This is a genomic window from Streptomyces sp. NPDC048483, from assembly GCF_040651455.1.
In the GTDB taxonomy this organism is placed as follows: Bacteria; Actinomycetota; Actinomycetes; order Streptomycetales; family Streptomycetaceae; genus Streptomyces.
In genome coordinates this window covers 19,981-36,509 of record NZ_JBEZJZ010000085.1, presented here as the reverse complement: position 1 = coordinate 36,509, position 16,529 = coordinate 19,981, and the positions used below count along the sequence as shown (strand labels likewise).

General features: G+C 73.4%; 12 protein-coding genes. 3 read left to right on the top strand and 9 right to left on the bottom strand.

Translation table 11 applies throughout. The features are described from left to right. Positions 1-268 precede the first annotated feature (268 nt). The gene (locus tag AB0D04_RS31660; RefSeq protein WP_362710265.1) at positions 269-895 is read right to left on the bottom strand and encodes an NUDIX hydrolase; all 627 of its coding nucleotides are present in this window, start codon (positions 893-895) and stop codon (positions 269-271) included. 137 nt (positions 896-1,032) lie between these two features. Next, positions 1,033-2,688, bottom strand: coding sequence for a CTP synthase (locus AB0D04_RS31655; RefSeq protein WP_362710262.1), 1,656 nt, complete (start codon positions 2,686-2,688; stop codon positions 1,033-1,035). A gap of 410 nt (positions 2,689-3,098) precedes the next feature. Between AB0D04_RS31655 and AB0D04_RS31650 the strand changes: the two genes are divergently transcribed. Continuing rightward, the gene (locus AB0D04_RS31650; protein ID WP_362710259.1) at positions 3,099-4,913 is read left to right on the top strand and encodes a glycoside hydrolase family 15 protein; all 1,815 of its coding nucleotides are present in this window, start codon (positions 3,099-3,101) and stop codon (positions 4,911-4,913) included. A gap of 62 nt (positions 4,914-4,975) precedes the next feature. Here the strand turns inward: AB0D04_RS31650 and AB0D04_RS31645 are convergent, their stop codons facing one another. The 3 genes from AB0D04_RS31645 to AB0D04_RS31635 are packed head-to-tail and all read right to left on the bottom strand — an operon-like array spanning position 4,976 to position 8,545. After that, positions 4,976-6,328 carry an MFS transporter gene (locus AB0D04_RS31645; protein ID WP_362710257.1) on the bottom strand — a complete coding sequence of 451 codons (1,353 nt, stop codon included), beginning with the start codon at positions 6,326-6,328 and terminating at the stop codon, positions 4,976-4,978. Positions 6,329-6,368: 40 nt separating this feature from the next. Further along, positions 6,369-7,538: a beta-1,3-glucanase family protein gene (locus AB0D04_RS31640; protein ID WP_362710255.1), complete on the bottom strand. Its 1,170-nt coding sequence runs from the start codon at positions 7,536-7,538 to the stop codon at positions 6,369-6,371. Beyond that, positions 7,535-8,545 (bottom strand): glycoside hydrolase family 16 protein, encoded by a 1,011-nt coding sequence (locus AB0D04_RS31635; protein ID WP_362710253.1) that lies wholly within the window; start codon positions 8,543-8,545, stop codon positions 7,535-7,537. Before AB0D04_RS31635 ends, AB0D04_RS31640 begins: the two co-directional genes overlap by 4 nt. Before the next feature lie 149 nt (positions 8,546-8,694). Between AB0D04_RS31635 and AB0D04_RS31630 the strand changes: the two genes are divergently transcribed. Together AB0D04_RS31630 and AB0D04_RS31625 are read left to right on the top strand one after the other, a co-directional pair. Further along, on the top strand, positions 8,695-9,756 hold the full coding sequence (locus AB0D04_RS31630) for a LacI family DNA-binding transcriptional regulator (protein ID WP_362710250.1): 1,062 nt from the start codon (positions 8,695-8,697) through the stop codon (positions 9,754-9,756). Between the two features lie 84 nt (positions 9,757-9,840). Then, the gene (locus AB0D04_RS31625) at positions 9,841-11,484 is read left to right on the top strand and encodes a PucR family transcriptional regulator (protein ID WP_362710248.1); all 1,644 of its coding nucleotides are present in this window, start codon (positions 9,841-9,843) and stop codon (positions 11,482-11,484) included. Positions 11,485-11,518: 34 nt separating this feature from the next. Here the strand turns inward: AB0D04_RS31625 and AB0D04_RS31620 are convergent, their stop codons facing one another. The 4 genes from AB0D04_RS31620 to recN form a co-directional block, all read right to left on the bottom strand. Next, positions 11,519-12,175: a LysE family translocator gene (locus AB0D04_RS31620; protein WP_362710245.1), complete on the bottom strand. Its 657-nt coding sequence runs from the start codon at positions 12,173-12,175 to the stop codon at positions 11,519-11,521. A gap of 74 nt (positions 12,176-12,249) precedes the next feature. After that, complete coding sequence (locus tag AB0D04_RS31615; RefSeq protein WP_362710242.1) at positions 12,250-13,410, bottom strand: glycosyltransferase family 4 protein; 1,161 nt, start codon at positions 13,408-13,410, stop codon at positions 12,250-12,252. A gap of 391 nt (positions 13,411-13,801) precedes the next feature. Further along, positions 13,802-14,593: a hypothetical protein gene (locus AB0D04_RS31610; RefSeq protein WP_362710239.1), complete on the bottom strand. Its 792-nt coding sequence runs from the start codon at positions 14,591-14,593 to the stop codon at positions 13,802-13,804. Positions 14,594-14,785: 192 nt separating this feature from the next. Then, positions 14,786-16,513 (bottom strand): DNA repair protein RecN, encoded by a 1,728-nt coding sequence (gene recN, locus AB0D04_RS31605; RefSeq protein WP_362710278.1) that lies wholly within the window; start codon positions 16,511-16,513, stop codon positions 14,786-14,788. Between the last annotated feature and the right edge of the window lie 16 nt (positions 16,514-16,529).

Sequence of the window (16,529 nt, the reverse complement as noted above, 5' to 3'; positions counted from 1 at the left end):
GGGACGGCGCGGCCATGGTCCCCCCGGCCGGCCGGCGCTTCGCCTCCGGCGGGAGCTGCCCCCCGCCCACCGCCTGATCCGTCACCGGTCACGCTCCTGTCCACCTGCGCGTACGAACCCGTCGCGTTCGCCGACGGGAACGCTGCCGAGCGTAGTTCACGATCCGTCACCGCCCGCGTTGAGCGCGGCGGTTGGGTCACTCGATCGGAACAGCAGATCATCAGACCGGTTCGCAACGGAGCCGGTTTCGGCCCGGCCGGGCCGGGGATCAGGCCTCGAAGGGACGGGCCGGCCACGGCGCACCGGCCGGCCGCAGCGCGTCCAGCCCCTCGCCGCCCTGGGCCGCGGTCAGCGCCAGCACCCCCACCACGAGGCAGTTGTTGTGCAGCTCACCGGCGAGCACCCCGCGCACCAGCTCGTCCTGCGGCACCCGCGCCAGCTCCATGTCGGCCTCCTCCTCGGAGACCTCGAAGCGCTCGCCCTCCGCCTCGGACAGATCCCGGGCAAGGAAGATCCGTACGGCTTCGTCACAGCCGCCCGGCGTCGTGTAGACGTCGGTCAGCACCCGCCAGTCCTCGGCCTTGACGTGCGCCTCCTCGTACAGCTCGCGCTGCGCGGCGTGCAGCGGGTTCTCACCGGGGATGTCGAGCAGCCCGGCGGGGATCTCCCACAGCTTCTGGCGTACGGGGTGGCGGTACTGGCGCAGCACCAGCACCCGGCCCTCGTCGTCGAGGGCGAGCACCGCGACCGAGCCGGGGTGGACCTGGTAGTCGCGGGTGACGGTGGAGCCGTCCGGCATGACGACCTCGTCGGTGCGCACGCTGGTCTTGTTCCCGGTGAACGGCGTCGTGGTGGCGGTGACCGTCCACTCCTCGGGGGTGTCCTTGATCGCCATGGCGCGTCCTCCTGTGTGTGCCTGTGCCAACGCGGTACGGCCTGCGTGGTGCCTGTGCCCACGCAGAAACCGGGGCACGGCCTCGGGAAAACCCGAAAATCGGCCGTACCCCGGCAACCGTATCCGGCGCGTCTCCGCTACTTCGCGACGCCCGTCTTGCGCGCGACCGCGGCCTTCACCAGACCGGCGAAGAGCGGGTGCGGGCGGGTCGGGCGGGAGCGCAGCTCCGGGTGCGCCTGGGTGGCGACCAGGTAGGGGTGCACCTCGCGCGGGTACTCGACGTACTCGACGAGCTTGTTGTCCGGGGACGTGCCCGAGAACTGCAGCCCGGCCTTCTTCTCCAGCTCACCGCGGTAGGCGTTGTTGACCTCGTAGCGGTGGCGGTGGCGCTCCTCGACGTACGGCTGGTTGTCGTACACCTCGCGCACGATGGAGCCCTCGGCGAGCTTGGCCGGGTACATGCCCAGTCGCATGGTGCCGCCCATGTCGCCCTCACCGGCGACGATGTCCATCTGCTCGGCCATCGTGGAGATCACCGGGTGGGCGGCGCCCGGGTCGAACTCGGTGGAGTTCGCGCCCTCGATGCCGGCCAGGTTGCGGGCCGCCTCGATGACCACGCACTGCAGACCCAGGCACAGGCCCAGCAGCGGCAGCTTGTTCTCGCGGGCGTAGGTGATGGCGCCGACCTTGCCGTCCACACCGCGGTCGCCGAAGCCGCCGGGGATGCAGACCGCATCGCAGTCCGCGAGCTGCTCGGCGGCGCCCGCCGGGGTCTTGCAGTCGTCGGAGGTGACCCACTTGAGCTTGACCCGGGTCTTGTTCGCGAAGCCGCCGGCCCGCAGCGCCTCGGTGACCGAGAGGTAGGCGTCCGGCAGGTCGATGTACTTGCCGACCAGCGCGACCTTGACCTCGTGGTCGGGGTTGTGGACGCGGTCCAGCAGGTCCTCCCACTGGGTCCAGTTCACATCGCGGAAGGGCAGGTCCAGCTTCCGTACGACATAGGCGTCCAGGCCCTCGGTGTGCAGGACCTTGGGGATGTCGTAGATGGACGGCGCGTCGATGGCGGCGACCACCGCCGCCTCGTCGACGTCGCACATCAGCGAGATCTTGCGCTTGATCGCGGTCGGCACCTCGCGGTCGGCGCGCAGCACGATCGCGTCGGGCTGGATGCCGATGTTGCGCAGTGCCGCCACCGAGTGCTGGGTCGGCTTGGTCTTGAGCTCACCGGACGGGCCGATGTAGGGGAGCAGCGAGATGTGCACGACGAAGACGTTGTCGCGGCCGACCTCGTGGCGGACCTGGCGGACGGTCTCCAGGAACGGCAGCGACTCGATGTCGCCGACCGTGCCGCCGACCTCGGTGATCACGACATCGACGTCGTCGGTCGCCATCCGCCGGATGCGGTGCTTGATCTCGTTGGTGATGTGCGGGATGACCTGCACGGTGTCACCGAGGTACTCGCCGCGGCGCTCCTTGGCGATCACGGTGTTGTAGACCTGGCCGGTCGTGACGTTCGCGGAGCCGTCGAGGTCGACGTCCAGGAATCGCTCGTAGTGACCGATGTCCAGGTCGGTCTCGGCACCGTCGTTCGTGACGAAGACCTCACCGTGCTGGAACGGGTTCATCGTTCCCGGGTCGACGTTCAGGTACGGGTCGAGCTTCTGCATCGTGACCCGCAGGCCGCGCGCCTTCAGGAGCGCACCCAGGCTGGAGGCGGTGAGCCCCTTGCCGAGCGAGGAGGCGACGCCCCCGGTGACGAAGAGGTGCTTGGTCGTCGTGGATTTGGGCGGCATGGCCAAGAGGGAGCTCCCGTGGTCGCGAGGTGGAGAGGTGCGAGGCGGCCGGACCTGGTGTTTCAGGGGTGCCGTCGCTGCGGTTCGGGGGTGCCGTGACTACTGCGGGAAACCACCGGTCCACGGGGTACCAGGCTATCAGCGACCGGGCATGGTCGCTCCCGGCCACGCATGGCCGAATTCCATGTGACGGCCATGTAACCCCTGCCACCCGAACGGAGCACCCCACTCCATGCGAGCGTCGCGCGGATCATTCGTGCACGTCGTATCCTGCTCGGACACTCGCTTACGAGCCGCCCGGGAAGGCACCACCCCCGCCCGATTTCCGGTCCCGCTGCTCGGCGAAGTTTCATGGGCAGGACGGACAGCACACACGTCCCATGGGGGGCGTCACTCCAGTTCGACGGGAGATGCACGTGGCCGGGCGCATCGAGGACTACGCACTCATCGGCGATATGCAGACGGCCGCTCTAGTGTGCCGGGACGGCACCGTCGACTGGCTGTGTCTGCCCCGCTTCGACTCGCCGGCGGTCTTCGCGGGCCTGCTCGGCACCGAGGAGCACGGCTTCTGGCGGATGGGCCCGGCCTACGGCCCCGGCGCCGGGCCCAAGCCCGCCGACCGCCGCCGCTACCGGGGCGACTCCCTGGTGCTGGAATCGGAGTGGGACACCCCGCGCGGCACCGTCCGGGTGATCGACTTCATGCCGCCGCGCGACGGCGCCCCGCAGGTGATCCGCATCGTGGAGGGCGTCAGCGGGCGTGTCCCGATGCGCTCGGAGCTGCGGATGCGGTTCGCGTACGGCTGGGTGGTGCCCTGGGTCCACAAGATCGACGGCCGTACGGTCGCGGTCGCGGGCCCCGACTCCGTATGGCTGGACACCGAGGCCGAGACGTACGGCAAGCATCTGACGACGTACTCCGACTTCACCGTCTCCCCCGGCGACCGGATCGCCTTCACCATCAGCTGGCAGCCCTCGCACCACCAGCCGCCCGCCATGGCCGAGCCGGAGTCCTCGCTGGAGGCCACCGAGGACTTCTGGCGCGAGTGGGTCGAGCACTGCACGTACCACGGCCCGTACCGCGATGCGGTGGTCCGCTCGCTGATCACCCTCAAGGCCCTCACCTACGCCCCGACCGGCGGCATCGTCGCCGCGCCGACGACCTCCCTGCCCGAGTGCATCGGCGGCGTGCGCAACTGGGACTACCGCTTCACCTGGCTCCGCGACGCCGCGATCACCCTCTCCTCCCTCCTGCGCACCGGCTACCGCGAGGAGGCGCGGGCCTGGCGCGAGTGGCTGCTGCGGGCGGTGGCCGGCGATCCGGAGAACCTCCAGATCATGTACGGCATCGCCGGCGAGCGGGAGCTGGGCGAGAACGACCTCAACTGGCTTCCCGGATACGAGAATTCGCAGCCCGTACGGGTCGGCAACGGCGCCGCCGGCCAGCTCCAGCTGGACGTCTACGGCGAGGTCACCGAGGCCCTGCACCTGGCCCACATGACCGGGCTGGCCCGCAACGACTACGCCTCCCTCCTCCAGATCAAGCTGATCCAGTGGGTGGAGAAGCACTGGGACCAGCCCGACGAGGGCATCTGGGAGGTCCGCGGCCCGCGCCGGCACTTCGTCCACTCCAAGGTCATGACCTGGGTCGCCGTCGACCGCACCGTCAAGCTGATCGAGTCCGGGGACGTCGACGGACCGCTGGAGCGCTGGAAGGATCTGCGCGAGACCATCCACCGGGACGTCTGCGAGAAGGGTTACGACAAGGAGCGCAACACCTTCACCCAGTCCTACGGCTCCCAGGAACTGGACGCCTCGCTGCTCCTCATCCCCCAGATGGGTTTTCTGCCGCCGGACGACAAGCGCGTCATCGGCACCATCGAGGCGATCCAGCGCGAGCTGTCCACCGAGGACGGCTTCATCCTGCGCTACCCCACCTCCGGCGAGGACGACCTCGGCGTGGACGGCCTGGAGGGCGAGGAGGGCGCGTTCCTGGCCTGCTCCTTCTGGCTCGCCGACGACCTGGCGATGATCGGCCGGGTGGAGGAGGCCCGCAAGCTCTTCGAGAAGCTGCTCTCGCTCCGCAACGACCTGGGCCTGCTCGCGGAGGAGTGGGACCCCAAGCTCAAGCGCCAGGTGGGCAACTTCCCGCAGGCGTTCAGCCACGTTCCGCTGATCGACACGGCGCTGCGGCTGACGGCGAGCGGGGCGTACGGGGGCGGGTAGCCCGTGGCCACGTGCCGGGCGGGTCCCGGGTGCCGGGTCGCTTCCGCCACCCGGGCGGCCCTTCAGCTCCGCGCCCGCGGGACCAGCGCGAGGGCGGCGACCGGCAGGATCAGCAGCACCGCGGCCGCGTTCAGTCCCCCGTAGCCGCTCAGCGCCACGATCCCCCCTGCGAGCGCGCCGCCGCCCGCCCCGGCCAGGTTCATCAGGGTGTCGGCGAGCCCCTGGACCTCGGAGCGGTTCGCGGCCGCGGCCGATTCGGTCAGCAGCGTCGAGCCGGCGACGGTCGCGCAGGACCAGCCGAGGCCCAGCAGGAACAGGCCGATGATGATGGCCGTCCGGTTGCTGCCGGCGGTGCCGGCGACGGCGGCCGCACAGAGCAGGACGGCCTGTCCGACGAGGATCATGCGGATCCGGCCGATCCGGTCGGTGAGCCAGCCGACGAACGGCGAGAGCGCGTACATCCCGGCGATGTGCAGGCTGATGGTGAAGCCGACGACGCTCAACTCCGCGCCGTGGTGGGCGAGATGGATCGGCGTCATGGTCATCACGGACACCATGACGGCATGCCCGAGGACGACGGCGACCAGGCCGAGCCACGCCTTGGGGGACGCACGGACATGCCGGAGGGCGGCGGTGAGGCGGGCGGCGGGCGCGGGCCGGCCGCCCTTGCCGCCGGAGGCCGGAGCCCTACCGCCCGGAGCCGCCGTCGTCCGTGCCGCAGCGGTCGCGAGAAGCAGCGGGTCCGGGCGGAGCAGCAGCGCGATCAGCGCCCAGCCGATCAGGAACGCAGCGACCGAGAACACAAATGTGCCCGCCTCCTCGGGCAGGCCCAGGGCACGGGCGACCGGCTCGCCGGGGCCGCTGAGGTTGGGGCCGACGACGCTGCCGGCAGTGGTGGACCAGACGACGAGGGACAGGGCGCGCGCCCGGTGGGCGTCCTCGGCGAGGTCGGTGGCGGCGAAGCGGGACTGGAGGTTGGCGGCGGTGGCGGAGCCGATGAGGAGCATGCCGACGAACACCAGGGGGAACCAGCCGAGCCGGGCCGAGACCAGCACCAGCAGCGCGCCCGCGGCGCCGAGCAGCCAGCCGGCGCCGAGTCCGGCGCGGCGGCCCCGCGCGCGGGAGAGCGCGGCGAGCGGGATACCGAGCAGCGCCGCGCCCAGGGTGATGAAGGTGGCGGCGAGACCGGCCGCGGCCTCGGATCCGGTGAGCCGGCCGGCCAGCAGCGAGCTGGACGAGAGCATCGAGCCCATCCCGATCCCGCCCACGACCTGGGCGGACATCAGGACCCGGACGGTGCGGCGCTGCACGGCGGCAACGGTCGCGGGCTCCGGGCCCCGGGCTATGGACGTGGGCCCGCCGTCCGGACACCGTCCGTCGGCGGGGTCGTTGCGCGCTTGTGCAGTACCTGACATAAGGCACAGCGTACGGACGGGCGGGCCCGCGTGGAGCGGGTCAGAACGGGGTGAGGGTGAGGGTGAGGTCCTTCGGGGCGCCGTCCTCGATGTACGAGGCGAACCCGGCGACGTCGTCGAAGGCGAAGCCGTACGCCTTGCCGTCCCGGGCCGCCGAGTGCATGGCCTTGGCGTAGTGGTGGGTGAGCCGTCCCTGGTAGAAGGCGGCCGGGTCGGTGGTGGGCTGGGCGGCGTTCGAGAGGAGCGTGGAGCGGTTGAGGGCGGCGCCGAGGATGGCGGCGACCGGCCCGAGGGTGCCGTCGTTGGGGGCGGCGAGGGTGCCGTCGCAGAAGAGGACGTCGCGGGTGGACGGCTTGTCGAAGGAGACCGTGCCGGGGCCGTTGAAGGAGAGTTTGCCGCCGCTGACCCGGCCCGTGAAAGTGCCCGCGTTGGTGGTGACGGTCAGGTCCTTGGTCTCGTAGGCGGACCAGGCCTCGTCGATGGCCGGGGCGAGGTAGTCCTTGGCGAAGAGGCCGCTGTCCAGGCCGTGGCCCGGGGCGATGACCCGTTTGTCGTCGATGACCAGGCGGTCGAAGCCCTCGGCGCCCTTGATGTCGGCGAAGACCTTGGCGCGGGCGCCGTCCTTGAGCGTGCCGGTGGTCTGGTCCTTGGCCCCGGTGAGCTTGATCGCGAGCGGGACGCTGAACATGTCGACCATGGTGGTGTTGCAGTACATCCCACCGGAGTTGTACGTGAACTCGGCGCAGTCGTGCAGCACGTCGTAGTTGGGGTCGGACGCGACCCAGCCCGCCGGATAGGCCAGCGCCGCCTTGCCGTTGCCGTCCTCGACGGCCTTGAACTTGAGCTTGCTGCCGAGCGCGGTGTAGATCCGGCCGGACATCTGGGGCAGCTGGAGGGTCGTGGTGCCGGAGGCGGCGAGCGGTATGGCGTAGTCGGTGAAGCCGTCCGGGCCGTTGTCGGCCACGGCGACGGGCTTGAGCTCGCCGTCGGGGGTGACGTGCACCTGCTGTTTCCCGTCGTTGCCCACGATGTAGATCCACACCGAGGAATTCGCGTACTGGCCCGAGTTGTTGACGAGGTGCAGGGGCAGGCCCGCGGCCGCCCGGCCGGGCGGGGCGGGCGTCCCGATGGCGCGGCCGGCCAGAGCGAGTCCGGAAGCGGCGGCGGCGCCGGCGGCGAGTCCGCCGAGGAGGGTGCGGCGAGTGATCACGAGGCGGCTCCTTGGCGTGCGGTACGGGCGGGGGCGGGCTGCGCGGGGACGGACCGGGCGGGGGCGGGCTGCGCGACGGATACGGCGACATGGTCGACGAGCAGCGAGCCGCCGGGCCGGGTGGCGTCGGTGGGGGTGGCGGAGCCCGCCACGCCGTCCGGGAAGCCGCCGCCCATCGCGAGGTCGATCAGCAGGAAGTGACCGTGGTGGGTCGCCTTCGCCCAGCTGTCGGCGTCCATCTCGGAGGCGGCGACGGTGTGGAACCGCTGCCCGTCCACATACCAGTTCAGCGACTCCGCGGCGCCGTCGGTGCGGTCGAGCTCCAGCGCGTACGTATGGAATCCGGCCTGGCAGGCCGTGGCCGGGCACTCGCGTGAACCGCCCTTGCCCTGCGTCTCGTTGCAGGGGCCGCCGGGGCTGACGCCGCAGTGCAGCGTGCCCCAGACCTTGTTGATCCCGTTGGCGTTCTCCATGACGTCGAACTCGCCGATGCCCGGCCAGTTCTGGTAGTTGCCCCGGTAGGCGTCGCCGAGCGTCCAGAACGCCGGCCAGTAGCCGAGCGCGGCGTCACCGGAGGCCTCGGGCATCCGGATGCCCGCCTCGATGCGCAGCCTGCCGCCGGCCGGCGCCGCGAAGTCGGTACGCCGGGACTCGATGCGGCCCGAGGTCCATTCGCCGCCGTCCTTCAGCGCGGTGATCTTGAGGTGGCCCGCGCCGTCGAGCTGGAGGTTCTCGGGGCGGTCGGTGTAGGTCTGCACCTCGCCGGTGCCCCAGTTGGGCGGGCCTCCGGGATAGCCGGTGCCGGTGTCGGTGATCCAGTCGTCGGCGGAGGGGGGCGTTCCGGCAGCGCCGTCGAAGTCGGTGCGCCAGACCTCCTGGAAGGGGGCGGGCCGGGCCTCGCCGGCGGCGGACGCCGTCGGGAGGATGAAGGAAGCGGCGCCGGCGAGTGCGGCGCTCACAGCGAAGAGCACCGCTCTCGCGCTTCTGCGGCCAGTTTTCATGCTCATGACATTCTCCTCGCACGGTGGGGGGTAGTGAGGAGTTCTGAGGGACACCCGGTGTGAGAGCGCTCTCACACCGCATCCAGACGGAACCCTGCCGACTCGACGGCATACCGTCAAGTCATCACGGAGAAAAAGGAGTTGGACGGTGCCGGATGACCTCTGAACCCCACGGCCCGCGCCCCGCGCACGGCCCGCGCCCCACCCTGGAGGCCGTCGCGGCGCGCGCCGGAGTCTCCCGGGCGACGGTCTCCCGCGTGGTCAACGGCGGTACGGGCGTGCGGGCCGCGGTCCGCGAACGCGTCCGCCAGGCGGTGGCGGAGCTGGGATACGTACCGAACAGCGCGGCCCGCTCCCTGGTCACCCGGCGCACCGGCGCGGTCGCCGTGATCATCGCCGAACCGGAGACCCGCGTCTTCTCCGACCCGTTCTTCGGCCGCCAGCTGCGCGGCATCAGCCGCGAACTGTCCGCCGCCGACACCCAGCTCCTGCTGCTGTTCGTCGACCACCGCGACGACTACGACCGCATCGGCCGCTATCTGGCGGCCGGGCATGTCGACGGCGCGCTGATGTTCTCGCTGCACGGCGACGGCCCGCTGCCCGCCATGGCCGAGCGCGCCGGACTGCCCACGGTCTACGGCGGCCGCCCCGGCTGGCCGGGCGCCGACCGTGAGCCCCGGCCGCTGTACGTCGACACCGACAACCGCGACGGCGCCCGCCAGGCCGTACGCCATCTCCTCGCCCGCGGCCGCCGCCGGATCGCCGTCATCACCGGCCCCCTCGACCAGACCTCCGCCGTCGACCGGCTCGACGGCTACCGCGACGCCCTGGGCACCGCGGATCCGGACCCGCACCTGATCGCGGACGGCCGGTTCACGGCACAGGGCGGTGAGCACGCCATGGCCCAACTCCTCGACGCCGCACCCGACCTGGACGCCGTGTTCGCCTGCTCGGACCTGATGGCGAACGGCGCGCTGCGCACCCTGCGGGCCCACGGCCGCCGGGTGCCGCACGATGTCGCGGTGGTCGGCTACGACGACCTCGAGCCCGCGGCCTGGGCGGACCCGCCGCTGACCACGGTGCGGCAGGACGTGGAAGAGATGGGCCGGCTGATGGCCCGGCTGCTGCTGGGGCGGCTGGGGATCCGGGAAACGGAGAGCGGGGACCTCACACCGGTGATCATGGAGGCGAGGCTGGTGGTGCGCGAATCGGGCTGAGGGCCCCGCCGCCGGGGCGCTCCGCCGGTGCTGCCATACGGACCATGCGCCTCCGGATAGCGGACTACGGGTACCGTCCTGGCCATGGGGCCGGAAGCACGCGAAGCGCACATCGAAGCCGAGATCACGGTACGCAGGGCACTGGAGCTGCCCGCGCTGCGGCGCGGCCTGCCGGAGGTGCTGGCCGGCGAGGACCGGCTGGACCGGCCGGTGCGCTGGGTCCATGCGGGCGAAGTGCCGCATATCGCCTCGCTGCTCAAGGGGGGCGAGCTGCTGCTGACCACCGGCCTGGGACTGGGCGCCCGGCCGTCCGAACAGCGCGCCTTCATCCGCAAGCTCGCCGACCGCGAGATCGCCGCTCTCGTCGTGGAGCTCGGCTCTCGTTTCGCATCGCTGCCCTCGGCGCTGATCGACAGCGCCCGGGACTGCGGCCTGCCGCTGATCCAGCTGCACCGCGAGGTCCCGTACGTCACCGTCACCGAGGCCATCCACACCGAGATCATCAACAGCCACTACACGCTGCTGCGCCGGGCCGACGAGATCCTGCGGCGCTGTACGGACGTCCTGCTGCGCGGCGGCGGCACCCCCGAAGTGCTCCGGCTGCTGGCCGCGTTCACCGGCAACCCCCTCTGCCTGGAGGCCCCCGACGGCAGCCCGCTCTACGCGGCGGGCCCGGACAGCGACGAGGACGACGGCCCGGCCGCGGCCGACCCCCTGCTGGCCTGGGAGGGCCTGCGCGACACCGGCGTACGCATCGACATCCCCGGTGGCGGCCACGGCCCCGACGCCGTCCGCGCCCGCCTGGTCCTGCTCCCCGTCAACGCCCCGCTGGCCCCCGTCCACCGGATCGCCGCCGAACGCGCCGCCGACCTCCTCGCCGTCGTCATGCTCCAGTCCCGCCAGGAGGAGGTACTGGCCGCACGAGGACGCGGCGACTTCCTGGCCGACCTGGCCGAGGGGCGGATCTCCGCGGCCGAGGCCCCCGTCCAGGCCCGCCTGCTGGGCTTCCGCCCCGGCCCCGAGCCCGTGTTCCCGGTCGTCATGCGGCTGCCCGCCGGTCTCCCCACCCCCGGGAGCTGGGCCCTCCTCGCCCAGGCCCTGCGCGAGGAACTCGCCGCCCCCGGAGTGCCCGTACTCCTCGGCGTACGGCCCGTGGAGGGCCGCGTCCCGATGCTCGTGTCCCTCCGCGCGGGCCAGGACCGCGACGCGCTCGCCGACCGCATCGCCGAGGCGCTGCGCGCCGGAGTCGTCCGCACGGGCCTCGACCGCCCGGCCGCACACCGCCCGGTGGTCGTCGTCGGTACGTCGGGCGACTGGGCGGCCGCCGGCCCCGCGCTGCGGCACGCGGCGGAGGCGGCGTCCGCGGCCGCGGGCCTGCCCGAGCAGCCCTGGTACGACGCCCGCCGCCTCGACATCGAGCTGCTCCTGTGGCGGATGCGCGAGCACGGCGAACAGGGCGTGCTGGCCGACTTCGTCGACCGCGCCATCGGCCCTCTCCTGGCCCACGACCGCAGCGCCCGCCAGCCGCTGCTCCCCACCCTGGAGGCCTACCTGGCCAGCGCGGGCCGCAAGGCCGAAACCGCGCGCGACCTGAACGTCAACCGCCAGACCCTCTACGACCGCCTGGCCCGCATCGCCCAACTCCTGCACACCGACCTGGAAGACCCCCAGACCGTCCTCGGCCTCCGCCTGGCCCTGCGCGCACGACGCCACACGGACAAGCCGTAGGGCCGCGCCCGGAACCGGCTGCGGGGGGCTGGGGCTACCCGGCGACCGTCTCCGCCGCGGTGCCGACGCCGAGGGCCACCAGGACGCCGCCCGTCGTGCGCTCGAGGTTGCGGTGTACCCGGGGGCGCCGCAGCCGGTCCAGGAGGCGGCCCGCGCAGACGACCACCAGGAGCAGCCAGCCTGCGGCGATGACCGCGTCCACGGCGCCGAGGAGCAGGGTGGTACCCAGGACCGAGTGGCCCTCGGGCAGGAACTGCGGGACGACGGCGACGAAGAAGATGCCGACCTTGGGGTTGAGCAGGCAGCTCAACAGGCCCTGCCGGAAGGCGTGTACGGCGCCGAGACGGGCGGCGGGGCGCTCCTGCGCCACGGCGAGCGCGGTCCCGGAGGCCGTCGCCGCCCCGGAGCGCCGCTGGGCCCACAGCGCCTGGCCGCCCAGCACCACCAGGTAGGCCGCCCCCGCCAGCCGTACGACCGTGAAGGCCGTGTCCCACCGCTGCAGCGCCGCCGCGAGGCCCACGGCCGCGGCGACCGCCCAGGCGAGCGATCCGACCGCGGCGCCGACGGCCGTGGCCGCACCCGTACGCCGCCCGCCCCGTACGCAGTTGCGCAGCACCAGGAGGGTGTCGGGGCCCGGAGTCATCGTCATCAGCAGGGCGAACAGCGCAAACCCCATGACCGCAGCCGTCACGGCGCTCTCCCGTCGTACGAGGGTCCGATTCCGATGAGCCTATCCGGTGGTCCGGGCCGGCCGGGCCCGCGGGCTCAGACTGCCGGCAGCGGCCCGGTCAGCTCGTCGTAGACGCTCAGGACCTGCGCGACCGTGTCGTCCTCGCTCGGCCAGCCGGCCGCCTGGACGCGGCCGGTCTCGGCCAGCGCATCGCGGCGTACGGGGTCGGCGAGGAGGCCGAGGACGCTGCGCGCCAGGGCGGCGGCATCCCCGTAACGGACGAGTTCCGCGGCCGGGCCGACCAGTTCGCGGGTGCCCCCGGTGTCGGTGGCGACCAACGGGACGCCGGCCCGCAGCGCCTCCTGGGCGATCAGGGACCGCGCTTCCCAGCGGCTGGGCAGCACCACCAGGTCCGCGGCGGCCAGGAGTTCGGGCACATCGTCGCGTCGGCCCAGCAGCTGGACGGGCAGCCGCTCGGTGTCGATACGCCGCTGGAGCGCGGCCCGCAGTTCGCCCTCGCCCGCGATGGCGAGCAGCGGCTGCGGGTCCAGCGCGCACCATGCGTGCGCCGCGTCCAGCAGCAGATCATGGCCCTGGTGCGCTTCGAGGCGGCCGACGGCGAGCAGCAACGGCCGGTCCACCGCGCCCAGTTCGGCCCGCTCCTTGCGCCGCATCCGGTCATGATCCTCGGGCTCGGCCGGTCCGCCGCCGGGCCGGGGGTGCGGGATCGCGACCGGCGCCAAGCGGGCATCGCGCGCGCCCCGCCGGCGCGCCCGGTCCACCAGGTCGGAACAGGCCCCCAGGACGACGGCGGCGGCCCGGGCCACCCGCCGTTCCATCAGATGCACGAGCCCGGCCCGCGCGCCCTCGGTGTGCGCCTTGGTGTGCCAGGTGATGACCAGGGGGACGCGCGCGCCCCGGGGACTGCGCAGCCCGCGCAGTGCCGTCGCGGCACGCATCCCGGCCCGCAGTCCGTGCGCGTGCACCAGGTCGGCGTCCCAGCAGGCGCTCCGCAGCGAGGCCACACCCGCCGGGTCCATCCGCGGTCCGACCTGCACGAACCGCGCGCCCGCGGCGGTGAAGCCGTAGGTCTGCTCGGCGTCGGGGGTGGCGCAGACGGTGACCCGTACCCCGCGGGCGACCAGCCCTTCGGCCAGCGAGCGGACATGTGCCGCGCTACCGGCGCTGCCGTGCCCGAGCACCTGGACCGTGCGCAGCGGCGACTGCCCGTGCGACGAGGTCGGGGTGCTGGTCACGTTGGTCGGGGCTCCTGGGTCGGGGACGGTACGGACCGTACCGGTGGTGGGGTCCGAGTACTACAAGGCGCTGCGGCACGCTGCCGGTGGCGAGCGAGACGTCCCCCGACCGGGCGGGGCCGACCGGGCGGACGGGGCAAGCGCGCCCGGTCCCGCGCACCGCGCCCAGGATGCCAGCCCCGCGGCCCCGGTTCCGCACCATGGGGACGCCGTTGCGGTGGGATGTCTCACCCTCGGCGCCACGGGATCACCCACATGGGCGACAAACCACTCGCTCACCCGGCGGTGCGGGGCTCAACAACCGGCCGGAATTCGCCGTTTGGGGCGGATCCGGTGACATACGGGACAGAGCCCGGCGCCCCGGTGCGCGCCGGGCGGCGGCCGGTGCGCCTCAGATCGCGGCGACCGCCCGGCTGACGCGGTCACCCGCCGCCGCGGCGGCCACCAGCCCCGCGGCGTGCGCGGCCAGCCCCTTGCGTCCGTTTCCGGCGACGATGGCGAGCCCGAGGGCCGCGCCAAGCGCGTGCGCCCCGGCGTCGCCGAGCATGGTGCGCTCGGCGAGGTCGTCGCCGACGACCGCGGCCGCGGCCCCCATGGGCGCGGCGGACAGCGTCCCGGCCTCGCCCCGGCGCAGCAGCCCCGGCGCACCGATGGCCAGGACGGCACCGGGCGCCCGGCCCGGCCGGACGTCCAGGAGGTTCACCAGGTGGGCCGAGCCCGCGATCACCACGCCCGCCAGCAGCTTGTCGGCCGGGCGCGGCTTGAGGAGGGCACCGGCGGCGAGCCCGGCGGCACCGATGCCGAAGAGTTTCACCGCCCCGGTGGTGACCTCGCCCTGGCGGAGCGCCGCCAGGTGCGCCCGGAATCCGCGCCGGGTGTCGTCGGCGCCGAAGACGTCGTCGTACGCCCCACAGCCCCCGGCGGCCAGCACCGCAAGGGCCGTGGCACTCCGGGTGCGGGCGGACAGCCCCGGTGCGGTGGCGGCGGCGAGCGCGGTGCCGGTGGCCGCCGCGAGCCCGGCGTGCAGGCTGACGGTCCGGCCCGCGTAATTCTTCCGGTCCCACAGGACGGCGCCGCCTGGCGGACGGTTCCGCAGCGCCCCGTACGCGGCCCGGGTCGCCCCCGCCGCCCCGAGCATCGCCGCGATCCTGCCCAGCACCTTGCCGCCTGCCGCCGCCACCATGTCACTCCCCTCGCCCGGCCCCGTGCCGGGCTCAACTCCCGCCACCCTAGGGGGAGAGCGGTTCCCGGACTCGTCCGGCTCCGGCTCTGACCTGGGATGACGCCGCCTGTCCCGAATGGGCGGTGAGGGGTGTTATGGCGGGGCGCGCCGGGTTACGGGTGCACGGCGCCGACGCCCCGTAAGGCCGCCCGCCTAGCGGCTTGTGCGCGCCGTCTCCAGCAGTTCCTCGGCGTGCGCCCGAGCCGTTTCGGAGTCTTCCTGACCGGCCAGCATCCGGGAGAGCTCGCGGACCCGCTCCTCGCCCTCCAGGACGGTGACCCCGCTCCTGGTGACCGACCCGTCGTGGGTCTTCTCCACCAGGAGCTGCCGGTCCGCGAACGCCGCGACCTGCGGAAGGTGCGTGACGACCACGACCTGGGCCGACCTGGCGAGCCGGGCGAGCCGCCGGCCGACCTCGACGGCCGCCTTGCCGCCGACACCGGCGTCGACCTCGTCGAAGAGGTAGGTCGGTACGGGGTCGGACCCGGCGAAGACCACCTCGACGGCGAGCATCACCCGGGAGAGCTCACCGCCGGACGCCCCCTTGGCAATGGGGCGGGGCGGGGTGCCCGGGTGCGGGGCGAGGAGGAGCTCGACCTCGTCGGCGCCGGCCGGGCCGTAGGCCACCGCGCGGCCGCCGACCTCGATGCCGTCGGTCTCGTCGGCCACCTCCGTCTGCCGGATCTGCACGCTCACCCGGGCGTGCGGCATGGCAAGTTCGGCGAGCTCGGCGGTCACCGCGTCGGCAAAACGCTTGGCGGAGGCCGTCCGGGCGTCCGTCAACGCCTGTGCCAGGTCGCCCAGTTCGGCCCGGAGCGCGTCCCGCTCGGCGGTCAGCTCGCCGATCCGGTCGTCGTCGCCGTCCAGTTCGGAAAGGCGTGCGGCGCTCTCCTCGGCCCAGGCCAGGACGCCCGCGATGTCCTGGCCGTACTTGCGCGTCAGGTGGTTCAGGGCGGCGCGGCGCTCCTCGACGGCGGCGAGCCGCAGCGGGTCGGCGTCCAGGCCGTCCGCGTAACTGGCCAGCTCGCCCGCCACATCCCCCATCAGGATGCCGATCTCGCCGAGCCGGTCGGCCAGCGCGGACAGCTCCTGGTCGTGGCTGCGTACCGAGTCCAGCGCGCGGTGGGCGCCGGCGACCAGGGTGGTGCCGTCGATGCCCTCGGGGTCCTCGGGGTTGCCGGCCAGCGCGGCGTGCGCGGCGGTCGCGGCGGAGGCCAGCGCCTCGGCGTGGCCCAGCCGCTCGGCCTCGGCGGCAAGCTCGGTGTCCTCGCCCGGCTGCGGCTCGGCGGCGGCGATCTCCTCCAGGCCGAAGCGCAGCAGATCCGCCTCCTGGGAGCGTTCGCGGGCGCGGGTGGTCAGCTCCTCCAGCTCGGTGGCGACGGCCCGCAGCCGCTTGTGGGCGGAGGTGTACTTGGCGAGCGGGACGGCGACCGCGTCCCCGGCGTACCGGTCCAGCGCCTGGCGCTGCCGGGCCGGGCGCAGCAGGCCCTGCTGGTCGGTCTGGCCGTGCACGGCGACCAGGTCGTCCGCCAACTCCCCCAGCAGGCCGACCGGGACCGACCGGCCGCCGAGATGCGCGCGCGAGCGGCCCTCGGCGGAGAGGGTACGGCTGATCAGCAGCGCGCCGTCGTCCAGCTCGGCGCCCGCCTCCTCGGCCCGTACGGCCGCCGGCGCCTTGGGGCCGATGGTGACCCGGCCCTCGACGACCGCCGACTTGGCGCCGATCCGCACCAGGGCGGGGTCCGCGCGCCCGCCGAGCAGCAGGCCGAGGCTGGTGACGACCATGGTCTTGCCCGCGCCCGTCTCGCCGGTCACCGCCGTGAAGCCCGGGGACAGCTCGACAACGGCATCGTCAATGACACCCAGGGACCGGATCCGCATCTCCTCCAACACGGAT